Origin of the sequence: Amazonocrinis nigriterrae CENA67, assembly GCF_016056305.1 — a bacterium.
Lineage (GTDB): Bacteria > Cyanobacteriota > Cyanobacteriia > Cyanobacteriales > Nostocaceae > Amazonocrinis > Amazonocrinis nigriterrae.
On record NZ_JAECZC010000003.1, the window covers coordinates 165,173 to 189,158 of the forward strand.

The window sequence follows — 23,986 nt, forward strand, 5'->3', positions numbered from 1 at the left end:
TTACATTTTTAATGTTCACTTAAAACTCTGATAATGAGTAAATAATATATATTTGTAAAGTTTTATTTTTTCATTCAATTTTAATAATTGATTTTTGATAAATAAAGATGTAGATATGATCATTAAACTTTATTCTGATCACATTTAATTAGATATAAATGGAAATAGATCATATTTTTGTTTGTGTTGAACTGCAAGTGCCAGAAGCTGAATTTCTCAAAGATTTTGGACTGACAGAAGGTATCCGTCGCATTCATCAAGGTCAAGGTACTGCCAACGTTTGCTTTTTCTTTCACAATGTTTATCTGGAGTTACTTTGGCTTAATGACAGCAATGAAATTCAATCTCCTGTTGTTAGTTCTACAGGTTTGTGGCAGCGTTGCCGTTGGCAAGAGACAAAAGCTTGTCCTTTCGGTATTGCATTACGAAGAGTCACACCTAATTTATTAGAAATACCATTCTCTACCTGGAATTACTATGCGCCTTATCTGCCATCAAATGCCTTCATTCCAATACTAGCCAACAGTGAAAATTTGTCTGAACCTTTGATTTTTATTTCACCCTCCAGCCAAAAACCTGCAAATTACCCCTTGGAAAAACAACGCCCATTAACTCATCAAGCGGGATTTCTGGAAATTACAGCGTTGCGAGTCTTCTTACCTGGAGATAAAAATTTTTCTTTGGAAGTAACAAAATTAAGCGAAATTGGAATCATAGAATTTTCACATGGTAATTCTTATCATTTAGAGATAGAGTTTGATAGTGGCAAGGAAGGTAGATTACACAATTTTCATCTGACACTACCAATTTCATTTCAATGGTAATATAGCGGTTCTGATTTTGTTGCAATACATTCGGAACCCCACCCCGCATTTGCTTTTTGCAAACGCTCCCCTCCCCGCTTGCGGGGAGGGGTTGGGGGTGGGGTTGCGTACCTCATATAACTGAGAAATGCTATATTCATTTAAAATTAAAGGGTAAAGGTTTTTCATTTTTACCTTTACCCTGATTAATATATTATTGTTTTTCACAACATATTTGTACCTAGGCAACAGAGGCGATCGCTTGCCTGAAAATGGTCAATTTCTGCTCAATATTATAAAAACTAATATTGCTAATTTGCTCTTGAAAGTGGTGTACGTCGTTGCTGTATTAGCAATCCAACCCCCATCCCAATACCGACAATGGCTGTAAAGTAAAATAAACCAATCAATCGAATATAAATCGGCGGTGCAATTCCCTCAACTTCAACAGACTGTGCCACTTTTATAGGTGAAAATTGACGGCTAGATCCAGAGGTAGGAGTTGCTTCTACCTCAATTTTGTGGGGAGAACCATCAAAAAATTGTTCCAGCCATGTTAGCTTACCTTCTTGGTCAGGAACTCCTTTATAGGTAAAAACTGTTAAATTATGTTCTAGAGCGATCGCTTTTACTTGCAACACTACATCGTTGATAGGCTTTCCTGTCGCAGCATCCTTCACTTGTACAGCTAAATTCGCCAGTTTTCCCACAGTCGCATTTTTATCTCCGTCAATACGGACTTCTAAATCTTGAGATTTTTGCACTGATGGTGCAATAGCTTCAGTATTGCTTGAGTGTCCACTACCATGAGCCTCTGCGACTTCTGCACTAATGTTGATAAACAATAGTGTTATGATCGCTATCGCTGTCAATGTACTTAACAACAAGCGCACAGACTGCGGTGCAATTTCTCCTTGTTGGAGTTCTTCTTGTCCGCCGATAATCCAACCACCCAACAATCCAACTGATAGTAAAATAGCTGCAATGACAGCAAAATACTTATATTTAACTGGATTTTCTCGGACTTTCAGATTCAAGGTTTGTTCATAGGGAGCAAAAGCATTGGCTACCAAAGGCGACACATTCACCTGTAGTTGGTAATTACCGCGAATGGGTAATATCTGCTGGAATTCTAGCTTACCATCAGGTGCGATCGCATCCATTTGCAGTAATTTTGTTCCCTCAACAATGGGGAAATCTGTAGTTAACCAAGGATTAGATGGTGGTGTCAGAATTGTTAGGTGGATTAAAGCATTTTTTAACGGTTTATTCTCACCATCAACAGCTTGTAGTGTCAGAGTAACGGGAGATTCCGGTTTTTCTGCTTCTGCTTCAAAGGGAAGAATACGTTCTAAAGGTGGGTTGGTGGAGAGTTGTACTTTGGGTACGGGAGTTTGAGAAACTCCTACCAAAGAATAAAGAATTGACAACGCTATGCAAACAGCGCTGATAACTCCAAACAGTTGATACTTTTTCATGAAACCTGAATGTAAGTGGGGCAACTCAGTAACTTTTGCAACTGAGACTAATTCTGTATGAAGATGCGGCTAATTATCTTAGACTTTCACAAGAAATTAACAACCAATCACAAAAAGCGTTAAGAAATTGAAGATTCAAACGATTTAGAGCAGCCTTCGTAAGAAACAGTATGATAACTTGACAGTCTTAGCCTTTCTTTACTTGATCGCAAATAAATGACGCGCCAATAATTAGTTATAAATCAGACATGGCTTGAAATAGAATTAAGTAATATAAAGATGTTTTTTCCATCTCTACATTACTTAAAATTCTTTCCCAGCAAAAATGTTGGCGCGGAGTCTGCGCTATATTAGCTTCATAACTTTGTCACATGTCTGAACACAGCCGAATGCACTAACAAATCTTGAAATAGTCATTTAGTGACAAGCAACGCCTAAAGTGTGGTGACGCAGTGAGTGTGCTGTGTTATGAGCTGCTGGATAGGTAGAGAACAAGGCAGTCCAGATAACTAACGAAGATAGCAACATATAAAGTGTTACCTGCACAGGCTTGGACAGAGTAATACTTGCAGTCTTCTGCAATGCTGCACTATTAGAAAAATTAGCCATTGATGACCTCCCATAATTAATTTGGGTAATTAGTTAATCAAGGGGCATTATCGCACTTGATTGCAAAAAAGATATCCGATAAACTTTGGATTTGACAACGGTGTATAAAATGTATTGGATAGTTCGGTTTTGCTAAAAATTATAGAATAAAAAATTTTTTGATACTGGGCGAAATACTTAATGTTAGGCGATTTTGACCTATCAGTGTTAGCATAATTATTTTTTCAAGCATTTCTGTTGCCATCAATATACAGTCGTAAGCTACACACACTTTACTATCACTTGACCTTCAATTTCTCCAAATGCAGAAATCTACACATAAAGTCCATATAAATAACAAAAGAATGACACATAGTTTTGAATGATAGCATTTTGAATGCTGAACACAATGATAAAAAACTCTATCCACAAGGGAATAGGGCATGGGGCATGGGAAGAAGTTACCTCTGTTTCCTATCCTTGTTCCTGCCTTCAAAGGTCTTGGTAAAGGCTCTTGCGAATTTCAATAGCATATCTGATGACATTTATTGCAAATTTTTTTGATTTAGGTAATGCTTAGTCAAGTAATAGGTCTGGGTAAAGGAGGCATGGTAATAGAAGAAGTCATACTGTAGTTTCCTTACTCATACGCTTTTTTGCTCAGGAAGCTTCTAGATTATAACTTTCATCCTCTGCCTTGTTTTGGAAAATAGCTCAACGTAAGTCAACAAGTTTATTGACAATAATTATTGATTGAGATAGGATGCGAAGTAATTGGGAATTTATTGCAATTTTTTAAACTGTAAAACGTTGATAATGCGATGCCAAAGCAATTGATTTTGGGGCAAGAAAAACTTTGGAACCGTCGTCAACTGCTGAGATTGGGTTTAGCAGGTATGGGCGTCACTGGGGCGGTGGCGCTTTGGCAAACTCTGAATGTACAAAGTAAGTCAACTGTCAGAATACCACCCATGGATATGGAAGCACCTTCAGGTGCTGCGAATCCCATGCAGGTGCTACGGAATTTTGATTATGGAACAGTGAAGAAAGAAAATGGACGCACCATCCGAGAATTTCAGTTAACTGCTGGTACTTCGGTGATTCAACTAAATAGTGCTGTTTCTTACAACATTTGGGATTTAAACGGGCGTATACCAGGGCCAACGCTACGGGCAAAACAGGGCGATCGCGTCCGAGTACTCTTTCTTAACCAAGCGGGACATTCCCACTCTTTGCATTTTCATGGTATTCATCCCGCAGAAATGGATGGTGTTCGCCCAGTTGGCAATGGTAAAGCAACAATTTATGAATTTGATGCTGAACCTTACGGTGTTCACCTATATCACTGTCATATTGAACCAGTCACCCGTCACATTGCTAAGGGACTGTATGGGATGTTCATCATCGATCCACCTACACCACGTCCTGCGGCTGATGAAATAGTGCTAATAATGGCTGGATATGACGTGAATGAGGATAGCCATAATGAGTATTACGCCTTCAACGGTTTGCCTCATCACTACATGCATCACCCGATCCAGATTTACCAAAATCAGTTAATTCGGCTGTATGTGCTTAACATCATCGAATACGATACAGCAGTAACGTTTCATCTCCATGCCAACTTCTTTGATGTGTATCGCACAGGTATGACGATGACGTCTAGCGAGAAAACTGACGTAATTACGATGGGTATAGCAGAACGGCACATTTTGGAATTCGCCTTCCGCTATCCAGGTAAGTATATGTTTCATCCCCATCAGGATGCGATCGCTGAGAACGGGTGCATGGGCCAATTTGAAGTCGTCGCTAACAATAAAGCTAAAACTTAAATACTTGTTGTCGAGTCGTTCTGAAGTTACCCCCCTAATACCATTTCACGAAAATTCTGATAAATATAGATTTTTTGTAGGGTAGCACAGCTAGCTGTACTACCCTACAAACGTATTAATTCCCTCAGCTTCAGCCAAAACGGGGTTGTTCTTTAGGAACTGATTGCTAGCTAATACCAATTTGAAAAAAGAATGCAACAGATATCTTCTAGGGGCGTACATCTGTACGCCCCTATAGTTAATCCATGTGTCGCAAAGATTATTTAAATCGGTATCAGTAAACTCTCTATGACATCTTTACAGAAACTTTATATTGATTTGATATTAACACGTATTGTCATACTGGTGCAAATAGTGTAGTCAGTGACTTCAAAAAAGCTTTAAACCTACTTTTAGAGATTATCCATCAATCACTTAGCCATAACCTTGTTTGTCGATTTCTGCTTGTTTTACAGCCTATAGCTAGTTATTAGCTGCGTTAATATTAATAGACTATGTAAATAATTTTAATTTTATTTCCCACTTTTCTTACTTTTCCTACTTTTTAAAATTATCAAAAGCCTGCTTTTACCAATTTTCTTACTTATATTTTTATTGGTAAATCCCGTTTTTTTACCAGGAAGATTTACTGAATTTTTACTATTTCTTTAAATAAATCTATCGTGCGAAATAGTAATGTAATAACAGGGTGAATATTCAAGACATAACCAATCACGTCAGATACATTCAGTTTGACAGCTGTTCTATGAATGCAAAAGTGTATTCTCAAACCTGTGAATACTCTTAATTAGAGGTGGCTGAAAACTTGTAATATCTGCAAATTTTGGTTCAATATCAGGATAAATTCACTAGTTTGCACTTTCTTGAGAATTTTACAATTTTAGGAGTTTTTATGTCTCATCACACTTTTGAGCTAGAGAACATTGCAGCTATGACAGAGTTGAATGATGAAGAAATCACGAACCTAGTAGGAGGATCTGGTTATGTCTATGATGGTGACTTGATAGATTTAGATGACTTGGTAGATTTAAATTTAGATACAGGTGACATTCTCAGCAATAATGATGTAGATGTACTGACTATCAATCCCATTGTAGGGTTATTGGGTACTCTCCTCGGTAACAAAACCTAAGTTTTGAGAAATATGGTATTGGGTTATAATGCCAATTTTTTCAATCATTATTTCTAGAATTGTTCAAAGCTAACAATAGCACTATTGATCGAAAAAGTTAGACAGTAAAACCCAATATCAATAACATATGAGAAATAGAGTTTTTGTGTTCTAAAAAAACTCTATTTCTCAAAAAAACCAGAGTGTAGAAGTTTTAAAATTTCAAAATTATAGTTAAATAAAAGTGTTTTTCCGAAATGATGTGCAGTTATATTACTACACCTTTTTATTCATATAGTTAAATAAAAGTGTTTTTCCGAAATGATGTGCAGTTATATTACTACACCTTTTTATTCATACAGTGAATAGTTAGGATAAAAACTGAGCAACATCTACAAAAAAATAAAATTTACAAAGCTAGTACATACGCACACTCTACGAATTCTTGGCGTTCTTAGCGTCTTACTGAGTCCAGTTTCCGTCTAGGCTTATGGATCCATTGGGAACTGGTGTTCGCGTTAGCGCAAGCGTTGCGCGAGTCTTCTACCCTTGGGGAGACGCTACGCTTTCCGAGCGTCAGCGTATCCGTTCGCGAAGCGTCTCAGACAGGAGAAGGATTCACCCAAAGGGCGGTTCGATAAATTAGGCTTAAGCTCAATTTTTGCGTAAGTCCTAAAAGATTTATTTCTGCATATATTGACCTCTTATTTCATGAAAGGTTAATGTATGTGTATGAATATCAGTAATATCAAGCAAGCAAATTATCTCATCGCATACATTTTATTAATACTCCAATTGACAAAATTGCAGCAACAAAATTTTCTTATCTCAAAACTGGGTGTTGTTTTCACTCCCATCAAAATTGGGATGGTGTTCGGTGGTTAGGCAAAAAAGTGAGCTGTTCCGCAAAGAAGCTTTAGAACGTGCTTCTTCGCCAGAAGAATTAGATCAAATCATGCAGGTAGTCAATCCTCAAAATTGGCTACCTTTAGTTGCTGTTGGTTCGTTGGTAGCAGCGGGGCTGAGTTGGAGTATTTTAGGACGAATCCCCATTACAGTGACGGGTCAAGGAATAATAGTCTATGCCAGCACAGTTACCTCGTTCCAATCACCGATCGCAGGTAAGTTGCGAACAATCAACGTGCGTGTTGGCGACTCAGTGAAAAGAGGTGATGTGCTGGCGACGCTAGACCAAAGCGAACTCCTCAAACAGCTACAATTAGTACGCGCTAAATTAGAGCAACTACAAGTACAGGATCGTGATGCTAACTCGTTGCAACAGCAGCGACAGAACGTAGACAAACAGGCGATTGAACAGCAACGCCAAACTTTGCAGCAAAGTCTGCAAGCAGTACAAAAGCTCACACCGATTTTAAAAGAAAAAGGGCTGGATTCCATTGGGCGCGATCGCATCAACCAAAAACAACGCCTGCAAGCACTCCAGCAACTTTTACCCACTTTCAAACAGAGATTAGACAACCGCGAGCAATTATTGAGGCTAGGAGCAATTTCTGGTGATACAGTCTTACAGGCACAGCAAGACTACTTAAATGCTGTGACACAAATTAATGAAGCCGAATCACAGCTAAAACAATTGGATGTCAAAGAAGCAGATGCTCAACGCCAATATCTAGAGAACCTCAACTCAATTAGAGATTTGCAAACGCAGTTAAAACAACTAGACAGCAAACAAGCAACAGCTGCACAACAAGACTTAGAAACTGCAAATAACCGTAAAAAAGAAATTCAGGAAGTCCAACGCAATATTGCTCAATTGGCATTGCAATTGTCAACCAACAGCCTGATTAAAAGCAGTTACACCGGACGTATTTTAGAAATTTCCGCAAATCCGGGACAGGTTGTTCTCCAGGGTACACCTATAGGAGCGATCGCTGCACAAAAACCATCAGCCCAACCAGTCAGCATCACATTTTTTACCGTTGGCGATGGTAAGAAAATTCAACCAGGAATGAAGTTACAAATCACGCCCACCACAGTGCAACGAGAACGTTTTGGTGGCATCATTGGTACTGTTACAGATGTCTCAGCTTTTCCCGTAACCAAAGAAGCTGCATTAAGCGTAGTGGGCAATTCCGAATTCGTGCAAGGCTTGATGTCACAAGGGCCACAGATTCAAGTTACTGCACGACTACAACCAGATGCTTCCACCTTCAGCCGTTACAAATGGTCTTCCTCCCAAGGGCCACAGTTGCCAGTAACTTCTGGAACTACAACCACCGTACAAGTCACCGTGGAAGAACGCGCCCCCATTAGCTTTATCATCCCGCTTTTGAGATCATGGAGTGGTATTTCCTGATACTCAGGGGTGAGGGAGTTGAGGGAGATGAGGGAGATGAGGGAGATGAGGGAGTGGGAGAGTAAAAATTTTGAACCTTTGAAAGTGGAACTTGAGCCTTTGAGGCTAAAGCTTCTATTTATAAGCCTTACTCATCCTCCTCATCCCCCCTCATCTCCCTAATTTCTAAATATTTTTATGAACGTAACTCAGTATAAATATGATGTTGTGGCGAAATCTGCACAGTCTATTGGGGCACAAAGGCAAGCGATGCCGTACTCCCACACTACTGCAAATGGAAATAGTAGAATGTGGTGCTGCTGCTTTGGGAATTATTCTAGGTTACTACAATCGCATCGTGCCACTTACAGAACTCCGGCAAGCGTGCGGCGTATCCCGTGATGGGGTTAGCGCCTTGAACATCCTAAAAGCCGCCAGAAACTACGGACTTACCGCCAAGAGTTTTAAGACCAACTTAGCTGCACTGTCACAGATCAAATGTCCCTTCATTGTATTTTGGAATTTTAATCATTTCTTGGTAGTAGAAGGATTTGGCAAACAGCGAGTTTATCTCAATGATCCCGCAAGCGGAAGACGCACCGTCTCTTTAGAAGAATTCAGCGGTGCTTACACTGGTGTGGTACTAGTTCTAGAACCTGGGACAGAGTTCCAGCCAGGAGGACGCAAACCCAGCACTATCTTAGCTTTATGGTCAAGGCTACGAGGCTCTGTTGGTGCATTGATTTACTGTGTGCTGGCAGGATTTTTGTTAGTAATTCCTGGTCTAGCCATACCTGCATTCTCACAAGTATTTGTAGACAACATATTAATTCAACGTCGGGATGAATGGCTGCGTCCGCTAATTTTAGGGATGATTTTCACCGCCGTACTCAATGGATTTTTAACACTGCTACAGTTGCAGTTTTTGCGCCAGTTGAAAATCAAACTGTCTGTAGGCATGAAAAGTAAGTTTCTGTGGCATATTTTACGCCTACCCGTCAGTTTTTACGACCAGCGATTTGCTGGGGAAATCAGTAGCCGTGTACAACTCAACGATAGTATAGCCAACCTACTTTCCGGTAAATTAGCTACCACAGCGATCGCAGCAGTTTCAGTATTATTTTATGTAATGGTGATGCTGCAATATGATGTAGTGCTGACCTCAATTGCGATCGCTTTTGTCGCCATCAACCTCACTGCTTTACAGTGGGTAAGAGGGCAGCGCGTAAATGCTAACACCAAACAGATTCAAGAATATGGCAAAGTCAGCGGCGTAGCAATTTCTGGTCTTCAGAGCATGGAGACATTAAAAGCATCAGGGTTAGAGTCAGATTTCTTTTCTCGTTGGGCGGGTTACTATGCCAAAGCCATCAATACACGCCAAGAATTAGAGCAAAGCAACCAAACACTAGGAATTTTACCAAGCTTTTTGTCTGCGATCGCTTCCATGCTCATCTTAGCTGTGGGTGGGTTGCGAGTCATGGATGGAGCTATGAGCATCGGGATGTTAGTAGCCTTTCAAGGGATGATGCAAAGATTCCTCCAGCCAGTAACTAATCTCGTCAACCTGGGAAGTGAGTTACAAGAGATGGAAGGAAATCTCAACCGTCTCGATGATGTTTTGCGTAATCCTATTGATCCGCAGTTGGAGATGGGGAGATGGGGAGATGGGGAGATGGGGAGATGGGGAGCAGGGGAGCAGGGGAGCAGGGGAGCAGGGGAAGTAAGAAATTACAAATTTATCTCCTCATCCCCCTCATCCCCCTCATCCCCCTCATCCCTTCATCTCCACCTCCCGCCCAAACTCCAGGGGTATGTGGAATTACGCAATGTGACGTTTGGCTATAGCCGCGTTGCGCCGCCGCTGATTGAAAACTTTAATCTCTCGCTCAAGCCTGGACAGCGAGTTGCTTTAGTGGGTGGAAGTGGTTCTGGTAAGTCTACCATTGCTAAACTTTTGTGTGGGCTTTATGAACCTTGGGAGGGGGAAATTTGCTTTGACGGTAAACCCAGAGAGGAAATTCCTCGCCAGGTACTAGCCAATTCGATCTCTGCTGTAGAACAAGATATTTTGTTGTTTGGTGGTAGCGTCAGAGACAATTTGACACTTTGGGATACTACAATACCAGAAAGCCATCTCGTCCGAGCTTGTCAAGATGCAGCCCTCCACGATGTTATTCTATCACTACCAGGTGGCTATAATGCTGACCTCTTGGAAGGTGCAACCAATTTGAGTGGTGGTCAACGACAGCGGTTAGAAATTGCCCGTGCTTTGGTGAATAATCCTACCATCGTCATCATGGATGAAGCCACCAGTGCCTTAGACCCTGAAACAGAAAAAACTGTCACTCGTAATTTGCGCCTGCGCGGTTGTAGCTGCATCATCGTAGCCCATCGACTCTCAACTATCCGAGATTGTGATGAAATTATTGTCTTGGATCGCGGCAAGATAGCCCAACGGGGGACTCATGAAGAATTACGGCAAGTTGAGGGGCCGTATTTGCAATTGATACGCAGTGAGGAGGCGGGGGAGCAGCAAAGCAGGGGAGCAGAGGAGCAGGGGAGATGCAAAGATGAGGGGGATGAGGGAGTAAAGTCGGTATCTTCTTTATCTTTGTTCAATTTTCCAGGTGAATGCTATAGTTTGAAGTCCAATGAGTCGCTACTGCTAGATGACCTGCAGACAATTTGGCTGGTCAAATCGGGTCAGTTGGGGCTATTTGCGATCGCACTCAATGATGGTGTTCCCCAAACAAGTCGCCGCTACTTATTCACTACCACAGCGGGACAAGCTATGTTTGCCACTGCGCCAAGTCTCAAAGGCAAGCAGCATCAAATTTTAGCAATGTCCCTTGAAGATACAGAACTTGTCAAAGTATCCAGAGCAGACTTTAGCCGGTTGTTTGCTCATAGTGAAGTTGCGCCACACATAGAAAACTGGATTTGTCAACTAAGTACAGCACTTGCTGGCATCACTACACCAACGACAGCAAAATTACCTTTAGGAATCCGCCACTTTTCTTTAGCCAAAGACCAAATTTTCCAGCCGCATCAAGGCGATATATTGTGGGTGCAAATCTCCCAAGGGCGTGCTAAATGGATGGGGTTTGCGGAATTTTCCTTAACTTCTGCTTGTGGGATGTTGCCTTTGGCTGCAAATATGTGGTTTCAGGCAGATGACACAGTGGAGGTGAAAATTGCCAACACGTCAGAAATCGAAAATATAGATTCGCTGTTGAATGGTTTGTCTCAACTACAAACTTATTTCCTCAACTGCATAGATTTGCTGCAACGTCAAGAGATAAATGCAGAATTTTTGAGATTTCAGGCAAGGGAACGACTTGAACGTCAGGTGATGCGAGAGACTTTAACAGAACTAGCATCGGTATTGCCAAAACCCAAGCTAAATAGTAGTTCAGGATTCAGTACAAGTCTTTATTCCGGTCATCCTGATGAAACTTTACTTATGGCTGCGGGTGCTGTGGGTAAAGCGTTGGGGGTTGAAATTCGTCCTCCCGCTGCATCAGAAGATACCAAGCGAGTCAGAGATCCTGTGGAAGCGATCACTCGTGCTTCACGTATCCGTGTGCGGCGCATTCAGTTGCGAAATAACTGGTGGCAAAAGGATGGCGGCCCGATGTTGGCATACACGGTTGAGGGTAAGCTACCTGTGGCACTATTACCAATATCTCATACTCGCTACGAACTTTACGCTCCCCAAAAACAGATTCGCATTCCTGTAGACGCCCGCATTGCAGAAGCGCTGGCGACTACCGCCTACGCATTTTATCGCCCTTTACCCAATAAACAACTCAAAACATTAGATTTACTCAAGTTTGCAGTCCAAGGACATTACAAAGAACTGATTGTAATTTTGTTGACTGGAATTACCGTCAGTTTGTTAGGAATGCTCACACCTCAAGCCACAGGAATCCTCATCGACAAAGCTATCCCAGACGCTAATCGGGGGTTACTCAGTCAAATTGCCTTTGGTTTAGTAGCTGCTGCCTTTGGAGCAATGCTGTTTCAACTCGCCCAAGGGTTAGCTACCATCAGGCTGGAAACTTTTGCTGATTCCTCCACCCAAGCAGCCATTTGGGATCGATTGTTAAATTTGAAACCTAGCTTTTTTCGCTCTTTCTCAGTTGGTGACTTGAATTCTAGAGTCACAGCTATTAGTCAAATCCGCCAGAAACTTGGGAATACAGTCTTAAAAACAATCTTCTCCAGTTTGTTCTCTCTACTCAATTTAGGATTATTATTCTCCTACAGTGTTTCCTTAGCTTTGGTTGCTTGTCTAGTGGCACTAGTAAATATTGCTGTCACTATCATCTCTGGTATTTTGATTGTCCGTAAAGTTCGCCCCCTACTAGAACGAGAAGGACAAATCTTTGGTGTGATGGTGCAGTTGATTAACGGAGTTTCTAAACTGCGAGTCGCCAAAGCTGAAGCCCGCGCCTTTGCCTACTGGGGTAAACAGTACACCCATCAATTGAAACTGATGTTGAGTACCCAAAGTATTGAAGACAGCGTTGCAGTCATCAATCAGGTATTACCTGTGTTAACAACTGCTGCGTTGTTCTGGTTTGCTACTAGCTTAATTGCACAGCCTCAAACTCTGGGAGGAACTGGTTTATCAACTGGTACTTTTTTAGCGTTCAACGTTGCTTTTGGCACTTTCATTAACGGGGCAACCAGTTTGAGCAGTACAGTTGTGGAAGTTTTACAAGTTTTACCCTTGTGGCAACGGGCGCAACCAATTCTGCAAGCTGAACTAGAAGTAAATTCTGCTCAAGCAGATCCAGGTAAGCTATCAGGTAGATTACTTATAGACCACATCAGTTTTCGCTACCGTGATGATGGCCCCTTAACGCTAGATAATGTCAGTATCCATGCCCAACCAGGAGAATTTATTGCCATTGTCGGGCCTTCTGGTAGCGGTAAATCAACTTTATTAAGATTGCTTTTGGGGTTTGAATTACCCAAATCCGGCAGAATTTACTACGACGGACAAGACTTAGCAACGTTGGATGTTCATGCTGTGCGTCGTCAATTGGGTGTGGTACTGCAAAATAGTCGGCTGATGTCAGCTTCTATTTTTGAGAACATTGCCAGCGGTGCAGCCTTGACGATGGAGGAAGCTTGGCAAGCAGCCCAGATGGCAGGTTTAGCAGATGATATTGCCGCCATGCCAATGGGGATGCATACAGTTGTCAGTGAGGGAGGTAGTAATCTTTCCGGTGGACAAAGACAGCGGTTATTAATTGCCAGGGCGTTGGTGTTGAAACCCAGGATTTTGCTTTTTGATGAGGCGACTAGTGCTTTAGATAATAGAACCCAGGCAATTGTTAGTCACAGCTTACAACAGATGAAGGTGACTAGGGTAGCGATCGCTCATCGACTCAGTACCATCCAAAATGCTGATCGAATTTACGTACTCGAAGGTGGCAAAGTAGTACAGCAAGGTAGTTTCTCTGAACTGGCAAATCAACCAGGGCTATTTGCACAGTTGATGAGGGGACAATTGCTCTAAAAACAAGGGCTTGGTTAATTATGGACTCAAACCTAGAAGCAAATCATATTCTATTTGATTAATTAGTCATGTAAACTTCAGCTTCCCGTTCCAGATGCTCAATTTCTCTTTTCCACCGTTCAAGCTTGTTTTTTCGTTCTTGCAATTCATCTATGAAGTGCAATAGTCGATATAGAATACAACCGTGCAGGATATGCTTGCTGGTGATGATATAAGCTGAGAATTGAGCAATTAAGTTGAATAGTAACGTACACGATGCTCGATTAGTTGCAGCAATGCTGATGCATGGTTTAACGCACATCCTTACATTTAACATTAGTGATTTTACCCGTTACTCAGAAATCATTGCCGTTAATCCAACTGCGATATTACCTTAACTTGAGTTCGGGATAAGCTCAAACCCTCATTACGCCGTTGCATTATTCTGGTATCTGTCAACGTCCTTAGGCCGTTTCAGCCATTCAAACTTAAATAAAGCTCCTTAACCCTAACTGACGTTACCTTAAATTACGCCTAGTTGATAAAAAGTGTCATTATATGCGACAGTAAAATCTATAACTTAGCGTCAAAACCAAACGCAGACAGTAGTTTGAAATGTTGCGATTACCACCTTTTTCAGTATTCCTAGGCACAAAAATGATAAAATTTCGCTATATCTGTTTAACTGTTGCAACTGCGGCAATAATATCCTTGAGTGCCTGTAACAGCACACCAACCACAGAAAATCCCTCCGCACCAGCTGCTAACTCAAATCCCCAAGTCACAGAAGCAGCAAGTCATAACAGTAATAGTGGTCACGGTGGCAAAGCGAAAATTAACATTAATACTGCTATCTTGTCACAGTTGGATAAGTTTGAAGCTCAGCTAGGTGTTCCGGCTTTATCCAACAAAATTCAGGCGAATCGTCCCTACGGCAAACCAGAAGATTTAGTTACCAAAAAAGTCATTTCACAGGAACAGTTCGACCAAATTAAAGATACAGTTACTACCCAGGAAGTAGTACTCACAGGTGAGGCTAAAGATGTTGACTACATGACTAAACTAGGTTTAATGAAGGGGCATCTTCTAGTAGCAAAAGAACTGCTGGATCAAAATCAGCCAAAACAAGCAGAACCTCACATTGGGCATCCTGTTGAGGAAATTTATGTTGATGTAGAAGACCAACTGAATGAACGTAAAGTCAAAGAATTTAAGACAACTTTGGTAAGTTTGCAAGATTTAGTCAAATCTAATCCCAAAGATGCCAAAGTCAAGACTAATTTTACCTCTTCAGTGCAATCAGTTGATAATGCGATCGCAGTTTTGCCAGAAGCTCAACGCTCAAAACCCGGATTTGTGCTACAGGTGATTAACGGTTTGCTAGATGCAGCTAACTCAGAATATGGTGCTGCGATCGCAGATGGTAAAGTATCAGCAGCCATTGAATATCAAGACTCCCGTGGCTTTGTTGTCTACGCTGATGACTTATATAAAGGCATTAAGAGCCAAGTAGCTCAACAAGATCCCGAAGCACACAAAGCTATTGAAACCAGTATGGCTGAACTGCTCAAGGTTTGGCCCTCTGCTATTCCCCCAGCTAAACCAGTTAAAACACCTGCTGAAGTTACTAAACTCATAAAAACCATTGAGGAAAACTCTCAAAAAGCAATTGATAAATCTAGCACTCAAGCCCAAAAATAACAATTTGAACTTAATGGGAAGTAAAGACTAGGAAGTTTAAAATTAGGAAATAATTAGGAGTTATGAGTTATGAATTCTTGACTTTTAATTTCTAACTCCTAATTCATAACGCTCCATTCGTGATTTGAGTTGACAACTGATGCAAGAGCTTGACCAGAAAAAGACCGTTGACCTATTGAACGCCATCATGGAATTTGAACTAGCTGGAGTAGTACGCTACACACACTATTCCTTAATGGTAACTGGCCCTAATCGTATTCCGATTGTAGCTTTTTTCAAGGCGCAGGCGAGTGAGTCCTTACTCCATGCCCAACAAGTAGGAGAAATTCTTACAGGTTTAGATGGTCATCCTTCTTTGAAAATTGCACCAATGGAAGAAACTTACCAGCACACAGTCAAGGATATCCTGGCAGAAAGCTTATCCCATGAAAAGAAAGCGTTGGATTTGTACAAAAGTTTATTAGATACTGTCAGTAATGCCAGCATCTATCTAGAAGAATTCGCCCGTGGCATGATTGGTACTGAAGAGATGCATAATCTTGAATTGAAAAAGATGTTACGCGATTTTAGCTAATAGTCATTAGTCATTAGTCAACAGTCAATAGTCAATAATAGGACTTACGCGCATTGTCATATTTTTTTCGTGTGGATTGTCAATGGTCAAAAGGAGCCAGTCGTGTGGGCGCCCACGCGGCTGCCTCCCCGTTGTAGCAAGTGGCGTGGAAACCCCCAAGATCGAACTGACTCACCATTGACTCTTGACTATTGACTCCCATCGCAGAAAATATATGTGCCAGTTGCGTAAGTCCTGAATAATTTAGACTTTCCACTGTTGACTGATGATTTTGAACTATTGACTTTGGACTATTGACTTTGGACTATTAACAATGGACTTTAGTACTGCCTTACCTACTTTTTTTATTACACTCCGAGAAGGAGTAGAAGCTGCCCTGGTTGTGGGCATTGTGCTGGCTTTGTTGAAAAAAGCCAAACAATCTCGACTCAATGTTTGGGTATATGCTGGTGTCGGCGTTGGCATTATTGTCAGTGCTTTAATAGGAATATTATTCAGTTGGGGAACTCAAGCACTAAGCAAAGCTTATCCGCAATACGCGGGAGTAATTGAGCCAACGCTGGAAGGTACATTTAGTGTACTGGCGATCGCTATGCTCAGCTGGATGCTAATCTGGATGACTAAACAAGCCAGATTTATGAAAGCACAAGTTGAAGGAGCTGTCACCAGCGCCTTAACACAAAATGGCAATGCTGGATGGGGTATTTTTAGCTTAATTTTTATTGCCGTCCTGCGCGAAGGTTTTGAAACCGTTCTGTTTATTACTGGTAGTTTTCAACAAGGCTTTATCCCTGCGATCGGCGCTCTTGGCGGTGTTATCACAGCAGTAGCAATAGGTGTGCTTTTATTTAAATGGGGTATCAAAATCAACATCCGTCAATTTTTCCAAGTGATGGGAGTTTTATTGGTGTTGATTGTAGCTGGGTTAGTAGTAACAGCTTTGCAACGTTTTGACGAAGCAGTTGCTAGTGTTGCTCTCAGCAGTCGCGCCTCAGAAAGCCTTTGTTTCTACTACGAACGCTTCACCAAAATCCACTCTTGCATTTTAGGCCCAATGGTTTGGAATACTTCTAAAGTATTGCCTGATCATGAATTCCCTGGCATTGTTCTGAAAACTTTGTTTGGCTACAGAGAAAATCTTTATCTTGTGCAAGCAATTGGATATGTAATCTTTTTACTCACCATTGGAGGATTATATTTCCGCAGTCTGGATAGTGGTTCTTCTCAAGATGCTAAAAAGATCCCAGCAACTCCAAAAACAATTAGAACTGCCAAAGATTAAAAGTAATAATTTTGACCTCTTCCTCCCAACTTCCATCTCCTGAAAGGCAAGGGAGGAGCAACGAAAAAACAATAGTTTTACTCCCCTCTCCTCGTAGGAGCTACCGTGTACACACAAGTCGTATTACTCCCCTTAATCCCCCCTTATCAAGGGGGGAAACCGGAAAATCTGGTTCCCTCCCCTTTATAAGGGGGGTAAAACCTAGATTTCTAAACAAATTTAGACTTGTGTGTACACCGTAGCCTCGTAGGAGAGGGGCCGGGGGAGAGGTCAAAACAGCACTTGTTGAACTCAAGTGAATTTATTTTATGTATCCAGTTTCGCCCAAAAACTTGCGTAAATCGGCAAAATATTGATTGCGATCGCTTTTTTTATAAGCCTGTTGTACTCGTTTCCAACCATCCTGTCCTTGACCTAATAAATATTTATCTGCCAAGTAGGCTGCTAAAAACCCCTTACCATCATCTCCCTGTTGCCGCGCTTCGGTGTAAGTTTGCCATAACTCTGAGGCATGATTGGCGATTAACTTAGGATAGCGGCGAGTAACATCAATCATTTTTCCTTGATGATATTGCCAAATTTGTAGAGGATAGCCAGAAGCAGCATAAGCTGTAAAAGCGTAGGCAAAGCGATCGTCTTGGCTATCAAATTCTGGCAGTCCGTCCTTGTCTAAATCTTTGAGTCGATAGCCACCATTACCCCATTCATGGCGAGTCTGAATATATTGCTTAGATTTACTGTTGTACTGGTAAATTAAAGAATAAGTACAACAATGAGCGCCACCTGTAAAGAAATCGGCAATTACTTCTGGTTCTTTGTTGCCATCCAAGTCTAGTACTGGTAATTTATTGTCTGTAAACTCCCCAATAGGTCGGTCATATTCACTCTCTTGGGGCAGCTTTTTATCCAAAATAGTTTGACCCGCCCGGACAATTCGCAACCGCACATTTTTGTACTGGTATTCCTCTGGTTTTTCATAAGATATTTGCGCCCGGACATTGCCAGATTGTCCAGCGATGGTTTCTGCCCTACCAGGCTGGGACAAGACAGCAGTTATGCTCAAAATAGCTAGACCTATTAAAGATTGATTAATTAGGGTGCGAATAGTCTTCATTATTTAGTGTTGTATATAGCTCGTTCAACTGTATACAACACTACAAAAATGGTCAATATCGGAAAATTGCTGCTGCTGGTGCGTCATTAGGCATTTGTTCTGGCTCAACAGTGTAGACATTGCCACCGTTTAGAATAGTATGAATAGCAGCAAAATCTAACATATCTGCATCATCAGGTTCTGGTTCTGGATGCAAATCTACAGCCATATTATCGGGGTCAAATTCACCCCAGATTTGCTTCCCTAGTGGTACAAATAAAGAATCGACTCTTTGATAATAAGCAGCTGGAATGATTTCTTTAAGATCACTAGAAGCTTTACCAGTACCTTCGCCAGCAAGTTGTTGAAAAAGCTCAATTGCATCTTTTTCTGGCTTATGAAACAGAGGTTCAACGATTTGCCAGGCTTCTGTGTGCAATTCTTCTGGCTGGAAAAGTTCTGGTCTTTTGGTAATACCTTCCTCGTGCAAATAAGGATAACTATTTGCCTCACGGTAAATTGGATGCAGATATTCAACACCTGCCAAAATTAAAGGTGCTGTTTGCTCTTGCAGTTTCTCATGCAATGCGGCATCAACTGCATAAAAGTATTGTAGGATAACTTCTTGGTGCTGATCTCTGTCTGGGCTTCCTTGACCGTGAAATGCACCTGGCTGTGAGCGTGTAAAAGGATTTGTATTGCTACCTTTGGATGTGGCAATGCGAAATTGACCTTCTTTAGCGGTTTCGTCGTATTGAAGAGCTTCATCAATGCTTCTAGGCATATTCTCTACTTCTACCTCATTCAGACCAGCCCGTGTACCCTCAAAAAATTTCGCATCCTTTTGGCTAAGGGCGAGAACGTAGAATTTGCCATCATTATTGATTAAATGTAGCAGCGGCTTGAGATGGAAGCGATCGCTCACAACCACCAATTCTTGCAATTCTATTGGTAGACGGTAATAGCGAAACACTTTTGGAGAAATAAAGATTGCTAAGCTGTGGTCTTGATGTTCCCAGAAATCACTGGTGTCAAGTTCCCTAGCTGGCTGAAGAAGATTTTCCGCTTCAGTCTGGCTAATTCCAATTGCATCCAAACGTTCTTCAGCTTCACGGATTAAATTTTTAAAACGAATTGGGTTTTGTCGAATCTCTGGCCCTGCTTTTTGCATAGGCATATACAAAGAGATACAGTGATTTTGAGGTTGTTCAATTAAAGTTTTTAGTTCATCAATAGACAATAGTGTCATATTATGTAACTCCTATCCCTTTCAATTAAAGCTGAACAATCTATATTCATTTCAATACCTAAAATTCCAAAATACATCTTTCTTTTGATAAAAAATTACCCGCCAGGTACACCATTCTTTAGATGGATATACAGGCGGGCATAGACATAGATTTCTTTCAATTCAAACAGTTATCAATTCCAAAATAACTTATGAAATTTGTTAACTGCTAACCATCATCAGGAATGAGTACGTTGTTAAGACACTGCATTGCGCGGGTTTTCAAGGCACTCAACTACCATGTTTTGCTGATTTGAACAAGTGCTGTTGCGCTGAAGCAATTAGCGTTCATCAGTCAACAATTATCACTCAGCTATCCCACATTTCGAGTATTAGTTTTTTGTGACTTAATTTCCATTCCCTTATTTAGTGGTTTCACAAAACCCAAAGTTACCCGTTTCATAATCCAGTGCAAAGCCATTAGTACTACAAAAGTAATGCCGATGATTATCACAGGCTGTTTACCTAAAAGCTCTTCTACACCTTTGGTCAATAAAGCATCTGGTTGAGTAATGAAATCCCAACTATTGAAACGTAAAAAACGACCCCAATAAATACCAATGGCACAAAGGGCATGAGTAATCAACTCAACCCCTAAAATCCACTGACTTTTACCAATACGGTGTAAGTAGTAACCAAGATTAATTAAAGAGATTACATAAGCTTCTAATCCAGCTAAAATTACCAGAATGTAAAGGGGAATTAGTATCAAAGTAATCATCCACACAGATTGAATTGTGCGGATATCATCTATCAAATGAATTATATCAGTCAATAAATAAGGTGCATTTGGTAAAAAAGCATAGAAAACTAGAAATCCTAGCCACCAAACCCAAGACCAACTCCGTCTGGTGCGAAATAGCCAAACACTCAAGGCTAAAGGTATAAAAGCTAGAAATAGATTCCAAGTCATCCAGCTTTTATTAATACTCAAGACGTGCAAAACTCTGGCTATTAATTCAATCAATTCTTCTTTCATAAATGCTTACTGGCAAGACGTGTGATTGATGTGGATTCGTTCTGTAGTCTTAACTTTAGTGATTGTTTGACATTGCTGTCAAAATCTAGCAAGTTTTTTTGTGTGTTCTATGCTGGACTGTAAAAATGGCTAATGCTTAATTCTTCACTTAACCAGCTTAAAGACCTAGTATAACCAGAAAAACTTCAAAGACATATCTGTCACAGAAAGGAAGTTCTTATCAGCGAGGAAAGCAGCTGCTAAGAACTTCCAGAAGAATTTACATATTTTAGGAGTCGCCCTTGTTATAGGCATAAGAGTAACTACTATCTGCCTGAGTTCAATTCCAGAATAATTTCCAGAATAATTTGGTAACTTTCTGTAAAGACTTCCCAAACCCTTATCATATCGAGCTTTTTTCTTGCAAGTGTTTTTTGGAAGCGTTTAACAGTCGGCGTCAACCACTACTTTTCCCACTCCCTACTCCCTACTCCCTACTCCCTACTTTCTGTGTGTCGTCAATTGTTTGGAAAAAATTACCTTTTGATAGTAATCTTGTAGCTGGCTTGTAGCAGCTGCCCATCCCCAACTTTCTGCTTCCCTGCGGGCATTTTGACGAATCATGTCTCGTTCTTGTTTTTGCTCTAAAAGGCGAACTGTAGCAGCGATGGCTCCGCCAACACCTTCGGTGAACGCATCTTGAATATCTGCTGTCGGCTCAAAAAGGTATCCATTTACACCTTCTGTCACAATATCAGGAATTCCGCCAGAACGGGCTGCTACCACTGGACAACCAGCTGCCATCGCTTCTAGCAGTACTAAGCCTAATGTCTCTGTGCGGGAAGGGAAAATAAAAGCATCAGCGCTAGCAAAGGCAGAACCTAACTCTTGCCCTATGAGATAGCCTACAAAATTGGTGTTTGTGCCAGCAAAGTGTTTTTCTAGGGCTTGGCGATGTGGCCCATCTCCCACCAGTGCCAATCGCGCTTGAGGAATTGCCTCTAAAATTGGTTTGATGCGCTCAATTTCTTTTTCAGCGGAAAGACGCCCAACATACAAAAGCAAGGGGCTTTCTGGGTGATTCTGAGAGAGACGCGATCGCATCTCCATACTAGCTAAATCAGGGTGAAAGAATTCTGTATCCACTCCCCGCTGCCATACTTGCACCCGTTCAATGCCGTGTGCAGTCAATTCCTCCATCATTGCTGTGGAGGTACATAAATTCAATACTGCTTGATTATGTCCGGCTTTCAGCAATTCCCAGAGAAGCCCTTCCAGCATTCCCAAACCGTAATGTTGGAGATATTGGGGTAAATGCGTATGATAAGAGGCTACTAGGGGAATGTTGAGAATCTTACTATAAAAAATTCCAGACAAACCTAAAACTGCTGGATTGACAACATGAATAATATCCGGCTGAAATTCTTCGAGAGCATAACCAATGCTGGGGCGGGGTAGCGCCATTTTTAACTCTGGATACAATGGAAGGGGAAAGCCAGACACACCATAAACTTTAGCTCCTTTGTGTTCAGTGATACCACCATCTGGGGCAATTACTAACACCTGATTTCCATTGCGCTGTAGATGGTCAACGGTGTGGCGTAAGCGTGTCACAATGCCGTCAACCTTGGGCAAAAAGGTTTCGGTGAATAGGGCTATTCTCATAAAAAACTATTCAGTAGAGGCAGATAATCTCAGCTTTTTTTGCGTTTCGCTATCAATCACAGAGTAAACTGTCTCCCGTGGCGTAATCAATTCTCTACAGCCAGAATTAATGTTTTGTCGCTGGTTTTGTACAAAATCCGAAATGAAAATAGGGAGTGGGGAGTGGGGAGTAGGGAGTAGAGAGTAAGTCAGTAGAGGGAGAAATAACTTATACCCAATTCCCCTTCGGGTGACGCTCCTGCGTCGAAGATCGCTCTTGAGATCGCCAGTCGCTCATGGGGAGCCACTCCGTTGCGGGGGTTCCCCCCGTTGAAGGAAGTGGCGTGGAAACCCCCAAGACCGCGCTGGCTCACCAATTCCCAATTGCCCATTCCCAATTTCCTATTTCCAATTCCCCATGCCCGACCCTGATGAGTGTATTTATTTTCGTCCAGCTAATGACTTGAATTAAATAAGGTTCTGTCACCAGCTGCACGCAGATTTGCTCCTAGGGTCTATGCCAAGAGACTTTAGGCAAAATTTGCTTTTTATCAACTCGTTTTTGATACTTGATGGCAAAGTTCAACAGCGAATCGAGTAGAGAATCAGAGAGATAGTGGGGTTGTAAACCTAAATCCAGCAGTTTGGTGTTTTTCGCGTTGAAGTAATGTTCTTCTTTCTCCACTCTGGGGTTATCTAGGTTATTAATTTCTACGTTCAATCCCATTGCGTTCCCGGCTTTTTTCACCATCAATGCCAAGTCACCAACGCTGAATTGTTCGGTAAATTGGTTAAATACACGGAATTCGCCAGGTTGGGCTGGGTTAGCGATCGCTAATTCTACACATCGCACTGTATCTCGGATATCCAAAAATCCGCGAGTTTGTCCTCCTTTACCGTAGACGGTTAAGGGGTGAGCGATCGCAGCTTGAATACAGAAGCGGTTGAGTGCTGTGCCAAAGATGCCATCGTAATCCAGGCGGTTAATTAACAGTTCGTCCATTCCCGTTTCTTCGGTTAAGACGCCGTAAACTACACCTTGGTTTAAGTCAGTAGCCCGTAAACCCCAAATCCGACAGGCAAAATGGATATTGTGGCTATCGTGGACTTTACTTAAGTGATACATTGAACCGGGCTGTTTGGGATAAGGCAGGGTATCTTTACGCCCATTGTGTTCAATTGTGATGTACCCTTCTTCGATGTCAATATTGGGTGTACCGTATTCACCCATTGTTCCCAGTTTCACCATATGGCAATCTGGAAAGTCCTCCCGCATCGCATACAGCAAGTTCAAGGTGCCGACGACGTTATTCACCTGAGTTAAAACTGCATGTTCGCGGTCAATCATGGAAAATGGAGCTGAACGTTGTTCACCAAAATGCACTAGGGCGTTTGGCTCAAATTGGTGTAACGTTTTTTTGAGAAACTCGTAATTAGTAATGTCGCCGACGAATAGATCAATCGATTTACCCGTCAAATCTTGCCAGCGTTGGAGGCGTTGCTGAATTGGTGCGATCGGAGTCAGAGTTTCGATACCCAGTTCATTATCCCAGTGTCGTCGCACCAAACTATCTAAAATTCCAACGTCATAACCTCGATTGGAAAGGTAAAGTGCAGTTGCCCAACCGCAATACCCATCGCCACCAATAACCAGGACTTTCATTTTCACTAGTGTTTACTCGCTGATAGCTAAATCTATCAGGTTTGTGTACTCTCTCAACCATCAAAAGAGAGAGAGTCGTGAAACAAGGTTGTCAGTTGTCAGTGGTCAGTGGTCAGTTGTCAGTGGTTATTCTCCCCTGCTCCCCTGCTCCCCTGCTCCCCTG

16 protein-coding genes are annotated in these 23,986 nt (G+C 41.6%); 8 read left to right on the plus strand and 8 right to left on the minus strand.

Features of this window, described 5'->3' with window-relative positions; translation table 11 throughout:
- Positions 1 to 158 precede the first annotated feature (158 nt).
- Positions 159 to 824 (plus strand): VOC family protein, encoded by a 666-nt coding sequence (locus I8748_RS03705; RefSeq protein WP_214662406.1) that lies wholly within the window; start codon positions 159 to 161, stop codon positions 822 to 824.
- Positions 825 to 1,114: 290 nt separating this feature from the next.
- Here I8748_RS03705 and I8748_RS03710 read toward each other — a convergent pair whose 3' ends face one another.
- The gene (locus tag I8748_RS03710) at positions 1,115 to 2,281 is read right to left on the minus strand and encodes a hypothetical protein (RefSeq protein ID WP_198123319.1); all 1,167 of its coding nucleotides are present in this window, start codon (positions 2,279 to 2,281) and stop codon (positions 1,115 to 1,117) included.
- Between the two features lie 417 nt (positions 2,282 to 2,698).
- Positions 2,699 to 2,890, minus strand: coding sequence for a CbtB domain-containing protein (locus I8748_RS03715; protein WP_198123320.1), 192 nt, complete (start codon positions 2,888 to 2,890; stop codon positions 2,699 to 2,701).
- Positions 2,891 to 3,690: 800 nt separating this feature from the next.
- On the opposite strand from I8748_RS03715, the gene I8748_RS03720 reads away from it, so the two are divergent.
- The 4 genes from I8748_RS03720 to I8748_RS36220 all read left to right on the plus strand — a co-directional run bounded on the left by I8748_RS03720 (position 3,691) and on the right by I8748_RS36220 (position 13,641).
- Positions 3,691 to 4,701 carry a multicopper oxidase domain-containing protein gene (locus tag I8748_RS03720; protein ID WP_198123321.1) on the plus strand — a complete coding sequence of 337 codons (1,011 nt, stop codon included), beginning with the start codon at positions 3,691 to 3,693 and terminating at the stop codon, positions 4,699 to 4,701.
- Positions 4,702 to 5,593: 892 nt separating this feature from the next.
- Positions 5,594 to 5,833 carry a hypothetical protein gene (locus tag I8748_RS03725; protein WP_198123322.1) on the plus strand — a complete coding sequence of 80 codons (240 nt, stop codon included), beginning with the start codon at positions 5,594 to 5,596 and terminating at the stop codon, positions 5,831 to 5,833.
- An 856-nt stretch (positions 5,834 to 6,689) separates the two neighbouring features.
- Entirely contained in the window at positions 6,690 to 8,129 is a 1,440-nt protein-coding gene (locus I8748_RS03730; RefSeq protein WP_198123323.1) for an NHLP bacteriocin system secretion protein, read from the plus strand.
- Positions 8,130 to 8,331: 202 nt separating this feature from the next.
- Positions 8,332 to 13,641 carry an NHLP family bacteriocin export ABC transporter peptidase/permease/ATPase subunit gene (locus I8748_RS36220; RefSeq protein WP_198123339.1) on the plus strand — a complete coding sequence of 1,770 codons (5,310 nt, stop codon included), beginning with the start codon at positions 8,332 to 8,334 and terminating at the stop codon, positions 13,639 to 13,641.
- 58 nt (positions 13,642 to 13,699) lie between these two features.
- Here the strand turns inward: I8748_RS36220 and I8748_RS03740 are convergent, their stop codons facing one another.
- The gene (locus tag I8748_RS03740; protein ID WP_198123324.1) at positions 13,700 to 13,957 is read right to left on the minus strand and encodes a hypothetical protein; all 258 of its coding nucleotides are present in this window, start codon (positions 13,955 to 13,957) and stop codon (positions 13,700 to 13,702) included.
- Positions 13,958 to 14,277: 320 nt separating this feature from the next.
- Here I8748_RS03740 and I8748_RS03745 point away from each other — a divergent pair, with 320 nt between their 5' ends.
- The 3 genes from I8748_RS03745 to I8748_RS03755 all read left to right on the plus strand — a co-directional run bounded on the left by I8748_RS03745 (position 14,278) and on the right by I8748_RS03755 (position 17,177).
- Positions 14,278 to 15,321: a ComEA family DNA-binding protein gene (locus tag I8748_RS03745; protein ID WP_198123325.1), complete on the plus strand. Its 1,044-nt coding sequence runs from the start codon at positions 14,278 to 14,280 to the stop codon at positions 15,319 to 15,321.
- A gap of 139 nt (positions 15,322 to 15,460) precedes the next feature.
- Positions 15,461 to 15,895 carry a ferritin-like domain-containing protein gene (locus I8748_RS03750; RefSeq protein ID WP_198123326.1) on the plus strand — a complete coding sequence of 145 codons (435 nt, stop codon included), beginning with the start codon at positions 15,461 to 15,463 and terminating at the stop codon, positions 15,893 to 15,895.
- A gap of 313 nt (positions 15,896 to 16,208) precedes the next feature.
- Positions 16,209 to 17,177: an FTR1 family iron permease gene (locus I8748_RS03755; RefSeq protein ID WP_198123327.1), complete on the plus strand. Its 969-nt coding sequence runs from the start codon at positions 16,209 to 16,211 to the stop codon at positions 17,175 to 17,177.
- A gap of 301 nt (positions 17,178 to 17,478) precedes the next feature.
- Here I8748_RS03755 and I8748_RS03760 read toward each other — a convergent pair whose 3' ends face one another.
- From I8748_RS03760 to I8748_RS03780, 5 genes are all read right to left on the minus strand, one after another.
- Positions 17,479 to 18,291: a hypothetical protein gene (locus I8748_RS03760; protein ID WP_198123328.1), complete on the minus strand. Its 813-nt coding sequence runs from the start codon at positions 18,289 to 18,291 to the stop codon at positions 17,479 to 17,481.
- A 52-nt stretch (positions 18,292 to 18,343) separates the two neighbouring features.
- Entirely contained in the window at positions 18,344 to 19,519 is a 1,176-nt protein-coding gene (locus I8748_RS03765) for a baeRF7 domain-containing protein (RefSeq protein ID WP_198123329.1), read from the minus strand.
- A 352-nt stretch (positions 19,520 to 19,871) separates the two neighbouring features.
- Entirely contained in the window at positions 19,872 to 20,537 is a 666-nt protein-coding gene (locus I8748_RS03770; RefSeq protein WP_198123330.1) for a DUF1361 domain-containing protein, read from the minus strand.
- A 480-nt stretch (positions 20,538 to 21,017) separates the two neighbouring features.
- Positions 21,018 to 22,181 (minus strand): glycosyltransferase family 4 protein, encoded by a 1,164-nt coding sequence (locus I8748_RS03775; protein WP_198123331.1) that lies wholly within the window; start codon positions 22,179 to 22,181, stop codon positions 21,018 to 21,020.
- A 487-nt stretch (positions 22,182 to 22,668) separates the two neighbouring features.
- Positions 22,669 to 23,823: an NAD-dependent epimerase/dehydratase family protein gene (locus I8748_RS03780; RefSeq protein ID WP_198123332.1), complete on the minus strand. Its 1,155-nt coding sequence runs from the start codon at positions 23,821 to 23,823 to the stop codon at positions 22,669 to 22,671.
- Between the last annotated feature and the right edge of the window lie 163 nt (positions 23,824 to 23,986).

Bases quoted from the DNA above. Each gene is read 5' to 3' on its own strand.
- I8748_RS03765 (WP_198123329.1), bottom strand. From the start codon at position 19,519: ATGACACTATTGTCTATTGATGAACTAAAAACTTTAATTGAACAACCT.
- I8748_RS03720 (WP_198123321.1), top strand. From the start codon at position 3,691: ATGCCAAAGCAATTGATTTTGGGGCAAGAAAAACTTTGGAACCGTCGT.
- I8748_RS03705 (WP_214662406.1), top strand. From the start codon at position 159: ATGGAAATAGATCATATTTTTGTTTGTGTTGAACTGCAAGTGCCAGAA.
- I8748_RS03770 (WP_198123330.1), bottom strand. From the start codon at position 20,537: ATGAAAGAAGAATTGATTGAATTAATAGCCAGAGTTTTGCACGTCTTG.
- I8748_RS03760 (WP_198123328.1), bottom strand. From the start codon at position 18,291: ATGAAGACTATTCGCACCCTAATTAATCAATCTTTAATAGGTCTAGCT.
- I8748_RS03745 (WP_198123325.1), top strand. From the start codon at position 14,278: ATGATAAAATTTCGCTATATCTGTTTAACTGTTGCAACTGCGGCAATA.
- I8748_RS03775 (WP_198123331.1), bottom strand. From the start codon at position 22,181: ATGAGAATAGCCCTATTCACCGAAACCTTTTTGCCCAAGGTTGACGGC.
- I8748_RS03740 (WP_198123324.1), bottom strand. From the start codon at position 13,957: ATGTTAAATGTAAGGATGTGCGTTAAACCATGCATCAGCATTGCTGCA.
- I8748_RS03710 (WP_198123319.1), bottom strand. From the start codon at position 2,281: ATGAAAAAGTATCAACTGTTTGGAGTTATCAGCGCTGTTTGCATAGCG.
- I8748_RS03715 (WP_198123320.1), bottom strand. From the start codon at position 2,890: ATGGCTAATTTTTCTAATAGTGCAGCATTGCAGAAGACTGCAAGTATT.
- I8748_RS03755 (WP_198123327.1), top strand. From the start codon at position 16,209: ATGGACTTTAGTACTGCCTTACCTACTTTTTTTATTACACTCCGAGAA.
- I8748_RS03780 (WP_198123332.1), bottom strand. From the start codon at position 23,823: ATGAAAGTCCTGGTTATTGGTGGCGATGGGTATTGCGGTTGGGCAACT.
- I8748_RS03750 (WP_198123326.1), top strand. From the start codon at position 15,461: ATGCAAGAGCTTGACCAGAAAAAGACCGTTGACCTATTGAACGCCATC.
- I8748_RS03725 (WP_198123322.1), top strand. From the start codon at position 5,594: ATGTCTCATCACACTTTTGAGCTAGAGAACATTGCAGCTATGACAGAG.
- I8748_RS36220 (WP_198123339.1), top strand. From the start codon at position 8,332: ATGTTGTGGCGAAATCTGCACAGTCTATTGGGGCACAAAGGCAAGCGA.